Origin of the sequence: Dyella sp. M7H15-1 (assembly GCF_004114615.1) — a bacterium.
Lineage (GTDB): Bacteria > Pseudomonadota > Gammaproteobacteria > Xanthomonadales > Rhodanobacteraceae > Dyella_B.
Genome location: NZ_CP035300.1, coordinates 2,323,419 through 2,339,472 on the forward strand (window position 1 = coordinate 2,323,419; position 16,054 = coordinate 2,339,472).

Annotated in this window: 12 protein-coding genes; 1 reads left to right on the plus strand and 11 read right to left on the minus strand. The window is 60.8% G+C overall.

Annotated features, from left to right (window positions below):
• The first annotated feature begins 4 nt into the window (after positions 1-4).
• Positions 5-226, plus strand: a complete 222-nt coding sequence (locus tag EO087_RS10800; protein WP_128898870.1) for a hypothetical protein — start codon at positions 5-7, stop codon at positions 224-226.
• On the opposite strand, the gene EO087_RS10805 is transcribed toward EO087_RS10800, so the two are convergent.
• The 11 genes from EO087_RS10805 to EO087_RS10855 form a co-directional block, all read right to left on the minus strand.
• The gene (locus tag EO087_RS10805) at positions 227-508 is read right to left on the minus strand and encodes a hypothetical protein (RefSeq protein ID WP_128898871.1); all 282 of its coding nucleotides are present in this window, start codon (positions 506-508) and stop codon (positions 227-229) included. It abuts the gene before it with no gap.
• Positions 505-3,879 (minus strand): ImcF-related family protein, encoded by a 3,375-nt coding sequence (locus EO087_RS10810; RefSeq protein ID WP_205744352.1) that lies wholly within the window; start codon positions 3,877-3,879, stop codon positions 505-507. Before EO087_RS10810 ends, EO087_RS10805 begins: the two co-directional genes overlap by 4 nt.
• Positions 3,876-5,159, minus strand: coding sequence for a hypothetical protein (locus EO087_RS10815; protein WP_128898872.1), 1,284 nt, complete (start codon positions 5,157-5,159; stop codon positions 3,876-3,878). Before EO087_RS10815 ends, EO087_RS10810 begins: the two co-directional genes overlap by 4 nt.
• 5 nt (positions 5,160-5,164) lie before the next feature.
• Positions 5,165-5,413, minus strand: a complete 249-nt coding sequence (locus EO087_RS10820; RefSeq protein ID WP_128898873.1) for a PAAR domain-containing protein — start codon at positions 5,411-5,413, stop codon at positions 5,165-5,167.
• Between the two features lie 96 nt (positions 5,414-5,509).
• Positions 5,510-6,502, minus strand: coding sequence for a DUF6708 domain-containing protein (locus EO087_RS10825; RefSeq protein WP_128898874.1), 993 nt, complete (start codon positions 6,500-6,502; stop codon positions 5,510-5,512).
• Positions 6,503-6,506: 4 nt separating this feature from the next.
• Positions 6,507-7,481, minus strand: a complete 975-nt coding sequence (locus EO087_RS10830) for a hypothetical protein (protein ID WP_128898875.1) — start codon at positions 7,479-7,481, stop codon at positions 6,507-6,509.
• Between the two features lie 173 nt (positions 7,482-7,654).
• Entirely contained in the window at positions 7,655-8,647 is a 993-nt protein-coding gene (locus tag EO087_RS10835; protein WP_128898876.1) for a DUF6708 domain-containing protein, read from the minus strand.
• A 4-nt stretch (positions 8,648-8,651) separates the two neighbouring features.
• Positions 8,652-11,387: a T6SS effector BTH_I2691 family protein gene (locus EO087_RS10840; RefSeq protein WP_128898877.1), complete on the minus strand. Its 2,736-nt coding sequence runs from the start codon at positions 11,385-11,387 to the stop codon at positions 8,652-8,654.
• Positions 11,384-12,388: a DUF6708 domain-containing protein gene (locus tag EO087_RS10845; RefSeq protein ID WP_128898878.1), complete on the minus strand. Its 1,005-nt coding sequence runs from the start codon at positions 12,386-12,388 to the stop codon at positions 11,384-11,386. The genes EO087_RS10840 and EO087_RS10845 overlap by 4 nt, the downstream gene beginning before the upstream one ends.
• 1 nt (position 12,389) lies before the next feature.
• Positions 12,390-15,173, minus strand: a complete 2,784-nt coding sequence (locus EO087_RS10850) for a T6SS effector BTH_I2691 family protein (RefSeq protein ID WP_128898879.1) — start codon at positions 15,171-15,173, stop codon at positions 12,390-12,392.
• The gene (locus EO087_RS10855; protein WP_128898880.1) at positions 15,170-16,054 is read right to left on the minus strand and encodes a DUF4123 domain-containing protein; all 885 of its coding nucleotides are present in this window, start codon (positions 16,052-16,054) and stop codon (positions 15,170-15,172) included. The genes EO087_RS10850 and EO087_RS10855 overlap by 4 nt, the downstream gene beginning before the upstream one ends.

The window sequence follows — 16,054 nt, forward strand, 5'->3', positions numbered from 1 at the left end:
GAGCATGAAACTCACTGAGACGAAATTCGAGGCACTGGTCCTGCATGGTCTGTTCACGGCATGCATCGTGGTTTGCGGAATGATCCTGACAGCCATGGTGACCACCAAACCGACGCCAGTGCAATGGATGTCGGGCGGCCGCGTCAGTACCCTGCTTGCGTCAGCACCTTCCTCCTGCGCACTGCCGAATGTCGGCAACATTGTTTGCATTCGCGCCAAAGGCTGATCACCGCCACTGATGCATCATCACGGGAGATCCGGACATGACTTTTGAAACAACGATTCGCAAGCACCGGCTTGGCACAAATCGATCGAGGTATTTGACGAGCATACGCATGGATGCGGCCAAACACCCATACCCAGCCACCTGGTGGCTGGTCGAGGTCACGCCGGCCTCGGCGGCCATCTGATGCAAGCGAGCCAATCGTTGGGCTGCTGCATCGGTGTGGCCGGACGAGCGAACGGCGCGATCGCGTGGTAAGCGCTTGGTGAGAAAGAAAGGTTTCATGGTGAACGCAGCTCCGGCGGCAGGGGATGCATGACGGGCGACGCGCCGTTCTTGCCGACGATAAAAATCCGCTCGGGCAGTGTGAAGCCGCGCAGTGCCAACAGATCCAGCGGCCCCGCGCCCACCTGCGTGCGCAGGACATAGCGCAGCGATTCGGCGTCGGGGTGCGTCCAGGTGAGTTCATAGCGGGTGCTGTCGAGCGGTTTGACCTCGGCCGTGGCGAGCAGGCGCAGCCACGCCCAATCGCCGGTGGCATCGAAGACTTGCCGCACGCCGGCATCGAGCGTTTGCCAGGTGAGCGCCGCATGGCCGTTCAAGCCGTCGCCGGGCCAGGCGATCGGCGTCCAGGTTTCCTGCTGGTTGAAGTAGATGACGGCATGCTTGTCGATGGTCAGCTCCGAGCGCGTCACGTTGGGCGTGGGCTGCGGCATGATCTCGAAGCGATAACTGGCGTCGCCGGACGGATACAAGCGCGTGCCGAGTAGCGACATCTGCTGGATGGCTTTAAGGAAGGCCGGGTCGAACGCCAGCGTTTGCGGCGCCAGCCCGTTGGGTGCCCACATATCCCCTTGCTGGGCGAGCACACCGGCCAGTTCAACGGTGAGGAAGCGGTTGATCAAGCCGCTGGTGGGACGCACGTAACGGCCCAGTTCCGCGAACGAGGCGTCGGCGTTCGTGTCGTAAAACGGATAGCGGCCATCGAACGCACTGTTGAACGGCGCCGCGATGCTGGCGCGCCAGAGCTCGTTGAGGCTGGCGGCGGCCGGTTGCAGAATCGTTTGCCACGCGCCGTCGAGCGGACGCAGGAACAGCGCATCGCCGAAACCCGCCCAGGCGGAACCCAGACTCGCGGCGGTCAAGGCCGCCTGTTCGCGCACTTGCGACAGATCCGAGAGCTTGCCCTGAAACACCGCCTGCGCGAGCGCGCGGGCCATGCTCTGCGCATCGGGGCTATGGCCGATCTGCTGCAGCTTGAGCCGCATCGTGGTGGCCACGGTGATATAGCTTTGCAGACTCACGCCGCTCAGGGTGGCGGGCGCGTTGCCGTTCGCGGCGTTCGCACCGTTGCCAGTCGTCACACCGCTGTCGCCCATCAGCGCGAGCAGCGGGCCGAACGACTGATCGAGCGGGTTGGTCACCGCGCTCGCCGGGGTGTCCTCCTTGCCCACCAGACTCTGCGCACGACGCACCAGCGTGTCGCCAAGCGCCTGCGAAGGACGCCCCGCCTGGGCCTGATGCTGCACGGACTTCATCAGGGCGATCAGCGGCGAGGTCTGCGCATCGGTCAGCCGCGTGAGTTGATCGACGGCCACGCTGAGGTTCGTCGCCGGCTGCCAATGCAGGCTATTGAGCAGGCGTTGCCACGCGGCGGCGTACTCGGCGAAGTAGCGTGCGGTCAGGCGTTGCTTCAGATCGCCGGCCCGCTGCGCATCGTGCTCGGGCAAGGCGATGGTCTTGCCGTCGGTCAACACCCCATCGCTTTCCACCTGGCGTTCGCCCGCCTGGTCGATCGCCGCGGCGATCATGCCGTCCCAGGCGGCGCGGGAATACACGCCCGGCACGCTCGCGCTCGTCCCGAACAGCCCTTGCGCATCCGTGCCGTTGAGCAATGCCGGCAACGACAGGTCGGCATACTTGCCGCGCACGCCATCGAGGATCGACTGGTAGACCGTGTCGTCCGCGTTCGCCAGACCGATCTGATTGACCAGCGTCGAGCGTGCCGTGGCAATCAGCGGCGCCGACGGCTGGATACGCCAATCGGGGTGTGCGTGCAGGTGCTGCGCGAAAAAGCGGGCCAGACGCTGTGAGGTGTCCTGCCATTCGCCGGGCGGCATGCGCGGGATGACCGGCCAGACGGTGGCGAGTTGTGTCGCGAGGAAGTCGGGATCGGTGTGCGCCGGATCGGCCAGCATCAAGTACGTCTTCAGCACGTTGTAGTCGCGCTGCTGCGCGTCGCGATCCTGCAAGGCATCGGCGCGCACCTTGCCGAGGGCGGCGAGCGATGCTTCGAGACTGCGCTGCACGGGAATCGTGAGCAACGCGCGGCTGGCGTCGGCATAACGCATCCAGAGCGTGTCGAGCGTGACTCGGTTGCGGTTGAGGCCGAAGCCGTGCACGCCGGGGGCGCGGCGTCGCACGCGTGCTTCATACACACCGATGCGTTGTTGCAAGGCCAGCAAGGCGCGAACGCGCGTGGCGTCATCGCCCTGATCGAGTGACCGCACGACGGCCTGCGAGCGTTGAAGCTCATGCGCATTGGCGAAGGCCGAGACCAGCGTGCCGACGGTGCCAATGCCGACCAGGGCCAGTGCGATGACCGACCACACGGTGATCGGATGCCAGCCGACACGGCGGCCGCGATCGCGGCGGGTCAGATCGCCAAGGTGCGACCACAGTGCAGGCAGGACGGTGCCCGAGGCGGCGCCGCTTTCGACGGACTTCGCGGGGAACGGCGTGAAAAACACACCGCGCACCGGCAAGCGGCGCGCCACGAGGCTGGCCATCCAGGCTGACAAGGGTGCGGCGCGCCCATCGAGGCGTTCGGACAGCTTAGCGATATAGATATCGCGCGGATTGGCGCCCAGGCGATGCACGCCGAGATGGGCGAGCTGATCGCGCAGCGTCCGCACCTCGGTGTCCATCGACGGCGCAACGCGGCCTTGGGGGAATTCGCAACCGGCGATCGGCGTGGTGCCGTCGTTCACCTCATCGACCTGGGCGGCATCGAGCACGTAGACCGGTGCTGACCAATGCAAGCTTTGCGCGACACGGGCCAAGTGGATGCCGGGGGTGCCGCGTGTCGGCGCGAGCGTGTCTTCGACACCGTTGACCACCAGCACGAGACCATCCACCGGACGACGGCGGCGCAGGCGGTAGAGCTGTTGCAGCCAGGCGTCGTTGGGTTGGCCGTTGTCGTCGTTGGCGTGCCACAGCAGCACGGCCTCGTCGGTGATCAGGTGACCCTGCTCGACGAGCTCGGGCAGCAGGCGTGCGATGGTTTTGTCGTTGCCGGTGAGCAGTAGCCAGGGTTGGCGATAGCGCCAGCGTAGGCCGTGCCGTTCCCGGAGCGTTTGCTTCAACCAGGTGAACCATGGCGTGGCGATGCGGGTGGACGATGCGCCCGTCACGACAATACGGGCTCGTGCATGGCGCGCATATCGGCCAGCGTCGCGGTGTGGGGCGTAGCGTGCCACGCCGCGCCAAGCACGGGCGAATACGACGCGGCACAAGAGCAACAGCGCGCCCATCAGCAAGACGGCCAGCACGCGCGTGACCGGCGAGGGCGAAACGTGACTGCCTTCAAACCAGGCGGCCACGGCAGCCGTCAGCGTCAATGTGCCGATGACGAGCCAATATCCAGAGACGTTCATCCTTGTGATCCTGCATTGTCCGAGCGCATGGCGGGTTGCACGACAGCCATGCACAGAGTGGGGCAGCGTGTCGTCACTGCTTGGGGTGCGCCGGTTCGCGCCGCGTGTTCGGCCGCGAAGGCGAGTGCGAGCCACGGTGCGGCGATGCCGGCGTCGCCAAGCACATGGTCGATATCGTGCACGCCTTTCAGGCCATCGGTCGTGCAAGCGGCGACGCTCAGATCGGATGCCGCCTTGACCACGTCGGTCTTGGTGGCGCCATCGAGCGTGGCTTGCCATAGTCCGGCGACGTCAGCGGCTTCGGCGTGGCCCCATAACAGCGCCGTCGCCACGGTGTCGGGGAGCGTCCCGTCGTTCATCGCCATGGGTCGATGCAACAAGGCGTCGATGGGGAGGGCCTTGCGCTGCGCGAGCGGCGCCCAGCCAAGCAGGAGCGCGACCGCCGCTTCCGCGCTGTTGGCCGGTGGGCTTGGGTGCAGTTGTACGGCGACGACAAGGGCAAATTTTTCCAGTGCGGGACCGCCGTGCTCATCCAGCCACGCGTCCAAGGCCATCATGCTGTCGTGCGACGGGAGCGCGTGGGTCGGCACCTCGCGATGACCAAATCCGGTCCAGCATCGCTGCCAGATCGCCAGGATGTTCAGACGCCCATCCTGATTGTTCTGCGTGAGGGCGTCGTTGTGCTGGCGTGGCGCGGGCGTCGGCTCGATCCCTTGGAGATACACCTCCAGAGGAACGCCTGCAGGCAGCGCGCACAGCGCGTCGTCCAGGCGCTCAAGCAGATCGATAAAGCAAGTCTCGTAACGGGCTTCCAGTGGGCCTTCGAGCATCGTCAGCCGGGTGTGCGGGATGGCCGCGATCCCTTCGTCCGGTTGGTGCGCGGCGATGGATTGGCGGCCTTGCGCCATGGTTTCCGACACGGCGCGACTACCCACGCCGCACTGGTAGGCCGTGCCCAGCAGGGCCAGTGGTTCCTGCGCGAAACGCACGGCGTCGCCGCGATCTTCCTCCCACTGGTCAAGCTCGGCGCGCATGCGATCGGTTTCCTGCTCCACGTAGAGCAACCGCAGACCCAGTAATAAAGACCACGCCATCGCCGGAAAGAACAGCAACCGCAGCCAGAACCAGACGGCATCCGTCGGCGCGCCCTTGGGCCAGGTCAGCAAGGTATAGGCAACACCCATGGCCATGATTGCGACGAACAGCGCCGCCCACACGAACGGATAGGGCATGGCAGGTGGTGTGGTGTCCGACGGCGGCGTCGGCAGGATAACGGGCATGGCGGTCAGCGCAGGCTGGAGATCAATCGACAGCCGCAGCTGACGCGGTGGTTGTGTCGCGCCAACGGTACGCCGTCCTCGGTCATCGTTTCGTCGCCTTCGAGGATGAGGTTGGGTTGTACGTCGGGGTGCTTTTGGCAGGTCACGCGATCGCCTTTGCGTGCGATCAGGCGTTCGTCATAACGCATCGTGCCGGAAGCGCTGATCACTTTGCCGCCGCCGGTGGTGGTGTCGTTGATTCGAATAAAGTCCATGGCTGTGATTTCCTTGGTTTGGGTGTGCCGGAGGGATAAAAGAATCCGCGCTCCGTGTTCAGGGCGGTCATGCGGATCGGGACGATCGCGTTCGTTTCAACGCCTTTTCGCCCGGCGTTTATTTTGAGCTTGGATGGCTGCCCAAACCTTGGGGTCTTTGGCCAGTTCGCCGCTCACGCCAGGCTCGGCATGACGATAGGGGTCGTCGGGCTCAATGACTGACTCGGACGCAATCTCCGCCGGCCATACGGGGTCCTTGCAGCTTTTAATGATCAGCCAGCGGACGACGGTAATCAGCGCAACGAACCCCCATTTGATCAACGGCACGCGTGCAAAGTTGTTGCAAAAAACATTCGCCCAAAGAAAACAATTGAGCCATCGCCTGCTGGTGGACGTTGCGATATACGTATCCTTGGGCAGCGCCTGCGGGCCCTGCTCCATATAAGTGACAAGAAACTTCCAGACCTCCCGGACACGTTTCTCGGTATCGGTCATGTTGCCGACGGCGAAGGTATCCACCACGGTATCGCCATCCATTACGCAGCCGCGCAGATCAAAAATGTCACGGTCTTCCGTGCCGTGTCCGATATAGAAAAACGCCTGATCCCAGGGTACCGACAGCACGCCACCCGGCCCGTTGTGGCGGAACACGTGGATCATGCGGCTTTGGCGGTTGAAGCGGATGGGGAAGTGGGTGTAGGTGAAGAACTCACGGCCAAGAATGGGTTTCATCACATACTTGATGCATATCCACCCCATGGGGATAAATATGCATATGATTACTCCAGCAAAGGTGATTGATACTTCCTGCCGAACAGCAAAGAAAACAAACAGACTTATCACAAAGATCACGACACCAATAATTACAGGTGATAGCAGCGCTACCAAGGCGCTTCGAAACCCGCCGCGAATCATGTACCACCGATCGATGATGTCGACGTAGGTCGAATTGAGATGGATCACGCTGGCACGCTCATCCGCCTCTATTCCGCCAAGCTGCTTTAAGTTGCGCGGCAGTGCCCATAGCGCTCGCTTGCCCGCATCGATCTGCGCGGGTGTGTCGAACGGATAAAAGAAACCACTTTCCATGTAGTTATCCCTGCGCCAGTTTCAGCAAAGCGTTTTGTTGAGTCAGTACATCGGCATAACGTTGGTCTTTATCGAGTTTGCCGAACCTGGAACGAGCCATCCATTTCTCTACATCGTTGGGTTTGTAGGTCTGTATGCAGTAGGTGCCGGCGGCGACGAGTAGACCAAGGGCCAGACCGATGCCGATCACTGCAGTGGATCCGCTTAGCACCATAAAGGTTGCGATGATTGCCCCGCCCCCAAGAGCAATCATTCCCGAGCCATATCCTTTATCGTATTTCCATTCCATGCCTCCCTCCCACATTTCCACGACTCCAGCCAACACGCCCCCCGCCACCCCCAGCAACTTGCCGAGTTTCACTAACTTCGCCGCGCTGAATTCAGCTCCGCCCCCCAAGTGGGCTATCAACTTCTGAATGATCGACTCCGCCCACGGCGCCTTTTCCAGTAAATGCCCGCTGGTTTCCATGGATACGCCCAGGAAGGCCGTGACGCTGGTGCCAAATCTCATGCTCTTGATGGTCTTGTCTTCGGACTTCACCAAGTCCCGATACGACGCGATCACGGACGCGGCAGCGAACAGGGTTCCGATCATGCAAGCATTGACCTCGGCATTGAAGATCGTGCGGATGCTTTGCGCCTGTAATGCCTCGTAGGTTTCCGCGCGAACGGTTGCAAGGCGCGTTGCGTTGTCCGCTCCCTGCAAGGAGGCCAGCGCGCGCTTATCGATCAGAAACAAGCCGCGCGCGGCATGCTGAGAAGAATGAGTTTCATCGCGAATCAAGGTCTCCGCGCTCTTGTAAAGATTCTGCTCGCCGCCGCCGGTGACCTCGTTGATCGCCCGCGCGAGCGCCTTCGCCGCCTGGCGGGGCGATCGCATGCTGCGTACGTCCAGCAGTTCCAGTTCGGGGTTTTCCGCGTGCAAGACCCCCATCATCAGGATCATCACGCGGCGCTCGGGAAGCTTTGAGACCGCCATGTTGGCGACATCGTGCCGGAAGCGCTGATGACTTGACCGCCGCCGGTGATGGTGTCGTTGATTCGAATAAAGTCCATGGCTGTGATTTCCTTGGTTTGGGTGTGCCGGAGGGATAAAAGAATCCGCGCTCCATGTTCAGGGTGGTCATGTGGATCGGGACGATCGCGTTCGCTTCAACGCTTTTTCACCCGGCGTTGAGCTTGGACTTGGGTGGCCGCCAAATTTTGGGATTTATTCTCAAATTCACCCGTTACAGCAGGCTCCTTCAGGCGATAGGGGTCGATCGGCTCGATGACCGATTCCGCTTCGATGTCGGCAGGCCATGCCGGTTCTTTGCAGCTTTTCATGATCAGCCAGCGGGCGGCGGTAACTAGCGCAGTGAACCCCCATTTGATGATAGGAACGGGTGTAAATATGCTGCAAAAAATACGTGCCCATAAGAAGCAATTGCGCCAGCAGCTACGAGTGGATGTCGAGATGGACATATTCTCAGGTAGCGCTTGCGGCCCTTGCTCCATGTAAAGAACAAGAAATTTCCAGCCTCCCCGGATCGATTGCTCGCTATTGGAGAAGTGCCCCACGGCGAAGCTATCCACCACGGTATCGCCATCCATCACGCAGCCGCGCAGATCGAGAAAGTCGCGATCTTGCGTGCCTTGTCCGATATAGAAAAGCGCGTCGTCCCAGGGAACCGACAGCACGCCGCCCGGCCCGTTGTGGCGGAACACATGGATCATGCGGGTTTTGCGGTTGAAGCGGATGGGGAAGTGGGTGTAGGTGAAGAATTCACGGCATAGAATGGGTTTCACCCCATACTTGATGCAAATCCACGCCATAGGGATAAGTAGGCATACAGCGATTCCAGCTAACGCGATGGGTATTTCCTGCCGAACAGCCAGAAAAACGCTGAAACCACTTAGAAAGATCTGGCCAGGAATCAGTGCCGGCAATAGGAATGCCAGCATGGCGCTTCGCGCCCCGCCGCGAATCAGGTACCACCGATCGATGATGTCGACGTAGGTCGAATTGAGATGGATCACGCTGGCGCGCTCATCCACCTCTATTCCGCCAAGCTGCTTTAAGTTGCGCGGCAGTGCCCATAGCGCACGTTTGCCCGCATCGATCTGCTTGGGTGTGTCGAACGGATAAAAGAAGCCACTGTCCATGTAGTTACCCCTGCGCCAGTTTCAGCAAAGTGTTTTGTTGAGTCAGCACATCGGCATAACGTTGGTCTTTATTGAGTTTTCCAAACCTGGATCGAGCCATCCACTTCTGGATTTCGTTGGGTTTGTAGGTCTGTATGCAGTAGGTGCCGGCGATGACGAGTAGACCAAGGGCCAGACCAATGCCTGTCAGTGCGAACGCTTCGAACACAACCAATGCCGCGGCGGTGGCTCCACCAATGCCAAGAAGAATCATTCCTAAGCCATATGTTTTATCGTATTTCCATGCCGCGCCTCCCTCCCACATTTCCACGACTCCAGCCAACACGCCCCCCGCCACCCCCAGCAACTTGCCGAGTTTCACCAGCTTCGCCGCGTTAATTTCAGCGTTGATCCCTATCTTGGTTATCAACTTCTGAATAATCGACTCCGCCCACGGCGCCTTTTCCAGTAAATGCCCGCTGGTTTCCATGGATACGCCCAGGAAGGCCGTGACGCTGGTGCCAAACCTCATGCTCTTGATGGTCTTGTCCTCGGACTTCACCAAGTCCCGATACGACGCGATCACGGACGCGGCAGCGAACAGGGTTCCGATCATGCAAGCCTTGACCTCGGCATTGAAGATCGTGCGGATGCTTTGCGCCTGTAATGCCTCGTAGGTTTCCGCGCGAACAGTTGCAAGACGCGTTGCGTTGTCCGCTCCCTGCAAGGAGGCCAGCGCGCGCTTATCGATCAGAAACAAGCCGCGCGCGGCATGCTGAGAAGAATGAGTTTCATCGCGAATCAAGGTCTCCGCGCTCTTGTAAAGATTCTGCTCGCCGCCGCCGGTGACCTCGTTGATCGCCCGCGCGAGCGCCTTCGCCGCCTGGCGGGGCGATCGCATGCTGCGTACGTCCAGCAGTTCCAGTTCGGGGTTTTCCGCGTGCAAGACCCCCATCATCAGGATCATCACGCGGCGCTCGGGAAGCTTTGAGACCGCCATGTTGGCGACATCGTTGAGTGCTTCGCCCAGTCGGCTGGTGACCGGGCCGGCGAGCTGATAAAGCAGCTTGGAAAGATTGGACAACGGACCATGGATGTCCTTGCCCAGACTGATGTCGATGAACGTATTCTTGACGGCGTTGTAGAATTTCTCGCCGACCTCGCGCCACGACCGGTCGACGTCGTTGCCGCGTTCTATGGCAGCCTGGGCCAACGCCATGGCCAGTTTCTGCTGATTGAAGATCAGCGCGCGCAGGATGACCTGGCCCGGTTGCGTCGGGTCGTTACCCAGGCACTCCTTGAAATACGCCGCCGCGCCGCGCCGCCCGCTGGCCTGCTCGATGCAGGCATGCACGACTCGCTGGTAGATCAGCCCATGGTTGGCATCGGCGTCATCGAAGTTGTGCGTGAAGGATCGGGTGAATCCATCGCTCTTTAGCCAGGCCACGTAGGCCTCGTCGAGCGGGGCGATGATGGTTTGATCGAGCCGTTGCAGGTCGCTGGGGTATTTATTCTTGAAATCCGACCACGCGACCGGGTCGAGCTGAGCCTCGTATTTCGGCCATGCTTCCTGATCCAATGCGGCTTTCTGCTCGGGAGACAGCAGGCGGGCCTGTTCGAGGTTGTGATGGATCGTTTCAGTATAGCCGGCGTTGCGCACCAATCCATGGGGCACGAATAGACCCGTCGCCATGGCGGCCGCTTGGTTCGCATCGCTACGCTCGCTCATCGCGCCGTTGAGCACTGCGTGGTGGATGGCATCGATCGCACTCACGGTTTCGAACTGCCATCTCCACTCGGGTTCTTCCAGGAACTCGACACCGCTTTGCAAGGCCAGCCCGTTGAGCTCCATGGCGATGCCCACGGGATCGGCGAGCCCCACGATGGCCGGGCGATAGGGTTTGGCCGATTGGTTGCCCCACGCCGTCATCGGTGCGGTTTCCTCACGCGACAGATGGAGTTGCTGCGGCGAGAATTTCCACGCGGCAGTGTTCACTAGTCCACTGGTGTGTGGCGTGCCGACCGCGCCCACGAGCAGCTCGTGAACATACGGCGATAGCGTGCCGAACGCCTTTCGCGCGGTGTCGTTGTAGGCAGTGATGTCCTCCGGCAGCGGGTGGGTCGCGGGAAGGAATTTCATAACATGCTTGCGCGTTTCCCAGTACAGCGCGGCACCGTCGGCGGCAAACTCCGCCACCTGCGGCAAGGCATCGAAGGACGTTACATGCGGTTGCATACCGCCATCGCGCCACGCGGCGATATCGATGCACTGCATATTTGCCTGGCGGTAATCCGCCGACGTGTGCTTGGCCAGTACCGCTTGCGTCCAGGCGACGTCGCTGAAACCCAGCCACACCTTGGTGGCACGGGCGGCGCGCTTGACCGTAAAGCAGCGGGCCACATACGGGTCGCTCTTGCCTCGGCAAGCCGCATTGAACTCGATGGTGTTATTCACCTTCGGCGGCGTCTTGGCGTAGATATCGAATTCCCACAGATAACTTTGCTTGTTGACGACGAAGGCGCTCCACTCGTTGCGATGTTCGTCGTAGACGTAGAGGAAGCCGGGCCGCAACAGGCGCAGCGTGTACTTGGCGATGTCGCCAGGCAACGCGATGTCGGTGACGCCCTGACCAAACGAGGGTGGCAGGGATGGGGCGTTGCCGAGATTCGTGCGCGCAACGGCATAGCGCACCGGCAGAATCGGCAGGCCCTGCTTATCGCAGAAGGGGCACGTGGGTAACGAAGAAGCGGTGGTGGTCATGGCAGGTTGCTTGCCTTTTTTTGTTCCATCTGCCGGTTGCGGGTGGCTCTGGCCTCCGCGCGTTTCAGTACGCCGGGAATGGTGGCGGCGAATTCGCCGGATGATGGGGGAATGGGCCAAACGTTCGGATCGTTGGGCTCCACCTTGCAGGTGGCCTCGATCTCGGGCGGGAAGATGGGCTTACGGCAGGTGTGCAGCACCACCCAGCGCGTAAGCGTGTACAGCAGCACGAACGGCCACACCAGCACTTGGAGCGGCGCCGGTACGCCGGCAGCATAGTAGTTGCGCATGATGAGCCAGCAGTTCTTCCAGGTGGGCGTGACCGACAGCTCCACGTAGCGATCGAGTGGATCTTGACCGACGGCTTCGGAGCCTTCGTCCATATAGCGGCGGATGAATTCCCACATTTCCAGCAGTGCGCGGCTGGTTTTTGGCACGGCATGGCCGAGTGCAAACGTGTCCTTGACGATGTCGCCATCGAGGACTTCGCCGCGGATGTCGATCAGGTCTTTGCGTGTGGTGCCTTGGCCGATGTGGAAGAACACCTTGTCCCATGGCACGGACAGCACGCCGCCGGGGCCGTTGTGACGGAAGACGTGCACCATGCGGGTCTTGCGGTTGAAGCGGATCGGGTAGTGGGTGTAGGTGAAATATTCTTTTAATAGAACGAGTTTGAAGATAGGAAATATGGAGACAAGGAAAAATGAAGTAAGACCAATTAAATCTATATATCCTTCATATTCGGTTGCTACAAAAATAATTAGAAAAACAAATAGGACAACAAAACAAACGCCAATCGATGTCCCTAGGAAAATAGGAAAATTCCCACGGAACAGATAGCGACGGTCAATCCAGTCGAGATAGGTGGAGTTGATGCGGATCAATCCCATCCTCTGCGAAGGTTCGATGTCAGGTTCCTGCTTGCGTGACAGAGCTGTATCACGTTCTTCTTGTAATAATGGACCTTTGCGGCGAAAAGGTTGTAGCCATCCGGTATACATCTCAGCTTCCTTGCTGAAGCGCTTGAAGCGCCTGCAGTTGAGTTAGTGGGTTGTCGAACCTGCTCTTTCCGGTGCCGAAGTCACTTGTGCGCTCCAGCCAATCCTGCACGGCATTGGGTTTGAGGTATGCCGCGATAGCGAACACGATTGCCACGATGAAGCCAGCTACACCAAGCATGAGCGCGCTTGCCCCCGCCCAAACAATCGATATAAAAGCGATCGCAATGCCGGCGCCGCCTGCAATCAAACTAAGCCACGCTAGACCTCGATGGTTTTCTCGAAGTTCCCAACCATCCTTGATCGCCAAGGCCCCCGCGATGATTCCACCCACGGCACCAAACAGCTTGCCGACACCTGTAAACCATCCCGCCCGCGTTTCGATTTCAACGGCGAGAAACTTGTACTGCTTCGCCAAGCGCGCGGCGCCCCAGGACGTGCTCTCCAGCCCCTTGCCGATCGTGAAACTGGCGCCGCCGATGATGCCGATCACACCACCGGCGAAATTCACGGTTTTGCTTGCAGCTTCGCCCGGCTTGGCGTCCATCATCTGGCCATAAGCATTGACCAGTGTTATGCCGGACAACAGCAACTGCACGACACCCGCCTTGACGTCCAGCTTGCCAAGCTTGCCGACGCTCTCCTGCAAAATCTCGTCGAACTGCTGAGCAGTGAGCAGTTCGCCGATGGCCGCATCGCGCTGCGCCTTGGATAGCCCAGCCAGGGCCTTGGCCTTGGCGGTATCGATCAGCATGACGCCGTGATAAGGACGCGGCGTGCCTTCGGCTTTGGCCAATGCGTCCAGGGCGGTACGCGCGCCGCTGCGGTAGGCATTGGCCTCCCCGCCCGACAGATGGGCCAGCATGCCGGCCAGGGTGCGTGCGGCTTCCTTGCGATTCCACATACCCCGCAAGTCCACCACGACCATGTCGGGGTTACCGACTTTGGCGACCGTGCCCAACACGCCCATGTGAAAGCGTGCGGGCAGTGTTGCGGCGATGCCCTTATCAAGCTCCGTGCTGATTCGGAGGGTCAAGGGGCCGGTGATCTGATACACCAAGCGCGCGACCTTGTCGGCATAGGTGGTGCCGAGTGGCTGGTTTGGCGCAAAGTCGATCGCGTTACCGACAACGTCTTTGTAGGTGTCGAGGAACCTGTCGGCGAGGTGGGCCCACGAAAACGCCGCCGCCGTGGCCTTGTCCAGTGCGGCGGCAGACCAGGCTTGGATCAGTGGTTCGTGATTGAGTGCGAGAGCACGCATCAACCAGGCCTCCGGCTGGCGCGGATCCTGTTGGACGAGATCGGCCAACAGCTGGAAGACGGCACTGCGGCCGCTCGCTTCGGCAATCAGATGCCGGACGACGTCCAGATACACCTCGCCGCTGCGTGCATCGTGCGGATCGAAATTGTGTGCAAGGTAACGCTGTAGCGCCTGACTTTGCAGCCAAGCGACATACGGCATGTCGAGCTGTTTTAAGGTCTGGTCGGCAAAGCTGTTTAGTTCCTTCTGGTAGGTGCCTTCCTGGGCATCGGTGCCCAGGTAGTCTTCCCATGCTTTCCTGTCGATGTACTTCGCGTAATCGCTCCAGGTGTCGCGCGCGACCGCGTCCTGTTCGGTATCGGTGAGATGTCCTGCTTGTTCGACGCGGGCTTGGTGGGCGTCAAAAGCGGCTTGTGTGGGAAAGCCCACCTTGGCCACCATCCAGGCATCGCCTATTTGGGCGGAGAAGCGTCGGCTATCGGCTTTACTCTCGACAGCGTCATGTTCAATGGCCTCTTTAAGCCCCGCGATAAGTTGTGCGGTCTCGTATTTCCATCGGCGCGACTTGTTATCCGTGAATTCGACGCTGCGTTGAATGGCCAGTCCGTTGAGTTCCATGGCGATGCCCACGGGATCGGTGAGTCCCACGATGGCCGGGCGATAGGGCTTGGCCGACGCGTTGCCCCACGCGGTCATCGCGGTGGTTTCCTCGCGCGACAGATGGAGTTTCTGCGGTGAGAGCGCCCATGCCGCCGTGACCACGAGTCCGCTGGTGTGGGGTGTGCCGGTCGCACCAACGAGGAGGTTTTGAATCATCGGCGAGAGCGTGCGCAGCGCATTCTTGACGTCGTCGTTGCGCGCGAGGAAGTCTTCGGGAAGTTTGTACGAATCGGGAAAGAAGTTCTTTACATAGGCACGGGTTTCCTGATGGAGCGTGCTGCCATCGGCCGCAAATTCGGCCACGCGTTGGAGCGCGTCGAACGAGGCCACGTGCGCTTGCAGGTCCCCGCCGCGCCACGCGGCGATATCGATGCACTGCATATGCGCTTGGCGGTAATCCGCCGACGCGTGTTTGGCCAGTACCGCTTGCGTCCAGGCGACGTCGCTGAAACCCAGCCACACCTTGGTGGCACGGGCGGCGCGCTTGACGGTGATACAGCGCGCCAGATACGGATCACTCTTGCCTCGGCAAGCCGCATTGAACTCGATGGTGTTATTCACCTTCGGCGGCGTCTTGGCGTAGATATCGAATTCCCACAGATAGCTCTGCGCATTGACGACATAGCCGCTCCACTCGTTGCGATGTTCGTCGTAGACGTAGAGGAAGCCGGGCCGTAGCAGGCGCAGCGTGTACTTGGCGATGTCGCCAGGCAGCGCGATGTCGGTGACGCCCTGACCAAACGAGGGTGGCAGGGATGGGGCGTTGCCCAGATCCGTGCGCGCAACGGCATAGCGCACCGGCAGAATCGGCAGGCCCTGCTTATCGCAGAAGGGGCACGTGGGTAACGAAGAAGCGGTGGTGGTCATGATGGATTCGTCCTTGAGGTTTCAAGTTCGCTTGCGAGTTGTTGCATGCCGGCGTCGTCGAGTCCGGTGCACAGTTCGACATAGCTTGGGCCGTCGTCATCAATCTGGTTTAAGCGCTGCCGAAGCAGGGGATGCGTGTGAATGGAGGGATGAAAGCGCGCCGCCTGCAGGGCATACAGAAGTCGATCGGCGCGGTCATGCATGCCATGACGGGCCTTGGCTTCGCCAAGTAGCGCGTCGATCCGTTTGGCGGTATCTGGTTGCCAGGCGAGTAATGGATCGAGCCGCGCGAGCGTCGTCAGCGCGAATTGGAGTTCTGCCATGCGTCGCAGTGACGGCCATTGTTCGGCAGTCAGGCGCAAGGGGCGCAAGCTTGGCGCTACGCAGTTACGGGTGTGCGTGTGCCACGTGCCGTCGGGTTCGCGCCAATGCCAAGCCTGAATCGGGCCGAGCAGGCTGTCCATTTGTTCGGGGGTCAGTAGCCAGCCACGGAGATGCCGGAATACCCACGGATCGTAATAGCGCAGCACGTCCTCACGGCCGTCAGCATGACGCACGCTCATGCGGTGTACCAGGTGAGTCACGATGGACGATGCGGGTCCAGCGGCGCTCATCCATGCCACGGCATAGGGGGTTCCTTCCTGCCGTTCCCAGGCGTGGGCACGTTCCCGCAAGTGCGCGCGTTGCGCTTCGTCCCATGTTTGAGCGTCGAGCAGCGCGGGGAAGAGCGACGCCTGGTGCTGATGCGATGCCGGAACGACCCGCGTTGGATGGAAATCTTCCCAGCATGCCGGTTCTATCTGAGCGGCGTTGATCAGCACGAACCGTGCGGATGACCAGGGGTCTGGATCACGTGAGACGAATGGGGTGAGCATGTTCAT

Excerpts from the sequence above, each read along its gene's own strand:
- EO087_RS10800 (WP_128898870.1), top strand. The coding sequence starts at position 5 with ATGAAACTCACTGAGACGAAATTCGAGGCACTGGTCCTGCATGGTCTG.
- EO087_RS10805 (WP_128898871.1), bottom strand. The coding sequence starts at position 508 with ATGAAACCTTTCTTTCTCACCAAGCGCTTACCACGCGATCGCGCCGTT.
- EO087_RS10810 (WP_205744352.1), bottom strand. The coding sequence starts at position 3,879 with ATGAACGTCTCTGGATATTGGCTCGTCATCGGCACATTGACGCTGACG.
- EO087_RS10815 (WP_128898872.1), bottom strand. The coding sequence starts at position 5,159 with ATGCCCGTTATCCTGCCGACGCCGCCGTCGGACACCACACCACCTGCC.
- EO087_RS10820 (WP_128898873.1), bottom strand. The coding sequence starts at position 5,413 with ATGGACTTTATTCGAATCAACGACACCACCACCGGCGGCGGCAAAGTG.
- EO087_RS10825 (WP_128898874.1), bottom strand. The coding sequence starts at position 6,502 with ATGGAAAGTGGTTTCTTTTATCCGTTCGACACACCCGCGCAGATCGAT.
- EO087_RS10830 (WP_128898875.1), bottom strand. The coding sequence starts at position 7,481 with ATGGCGGTCTCAAAGCTTCCCGAGCGCCGCGTGATGATCCTGATGATG.
- EO087_RS10835 (WP_128898876.1), bottom strand. The coding sequence starts at position 8,647 with ATGGACAGTGGCTTCTTTTATCCGTTCGACACACCCAAGCAGATCGAT.
- EO087_RS10840 (WP_128898877.1), bottom strand. The coding sequence starts at position 11,387 with ATGACCACCACCGCTTCTTCGTTACCCACGTGCCCCTTCTGCGATAAG.
- EO087_RS10845 (WP_128898878.1), bottom strand. The coding sequence starts at position 12,388 with ATGTATACCGGATGGCTACAACCTTTTCGCCGCAAAGGTCCATTATTA.
- EO087_RS10850 (WP_128898879.1), bottom strand. The coding sequence starts at position 15,173 with ATGACCACCACCGCTTCTTCGTTACCCACGTGCCCCTTCTGCGATAAG.
- EO087_RS10855 (WP_128898880.1), bottom strand. The coding sequence starts at position 16,054 with ATGAACATGCTCACCCCATTCGTCTCACGTGATCCAGACCCCTGGTCA.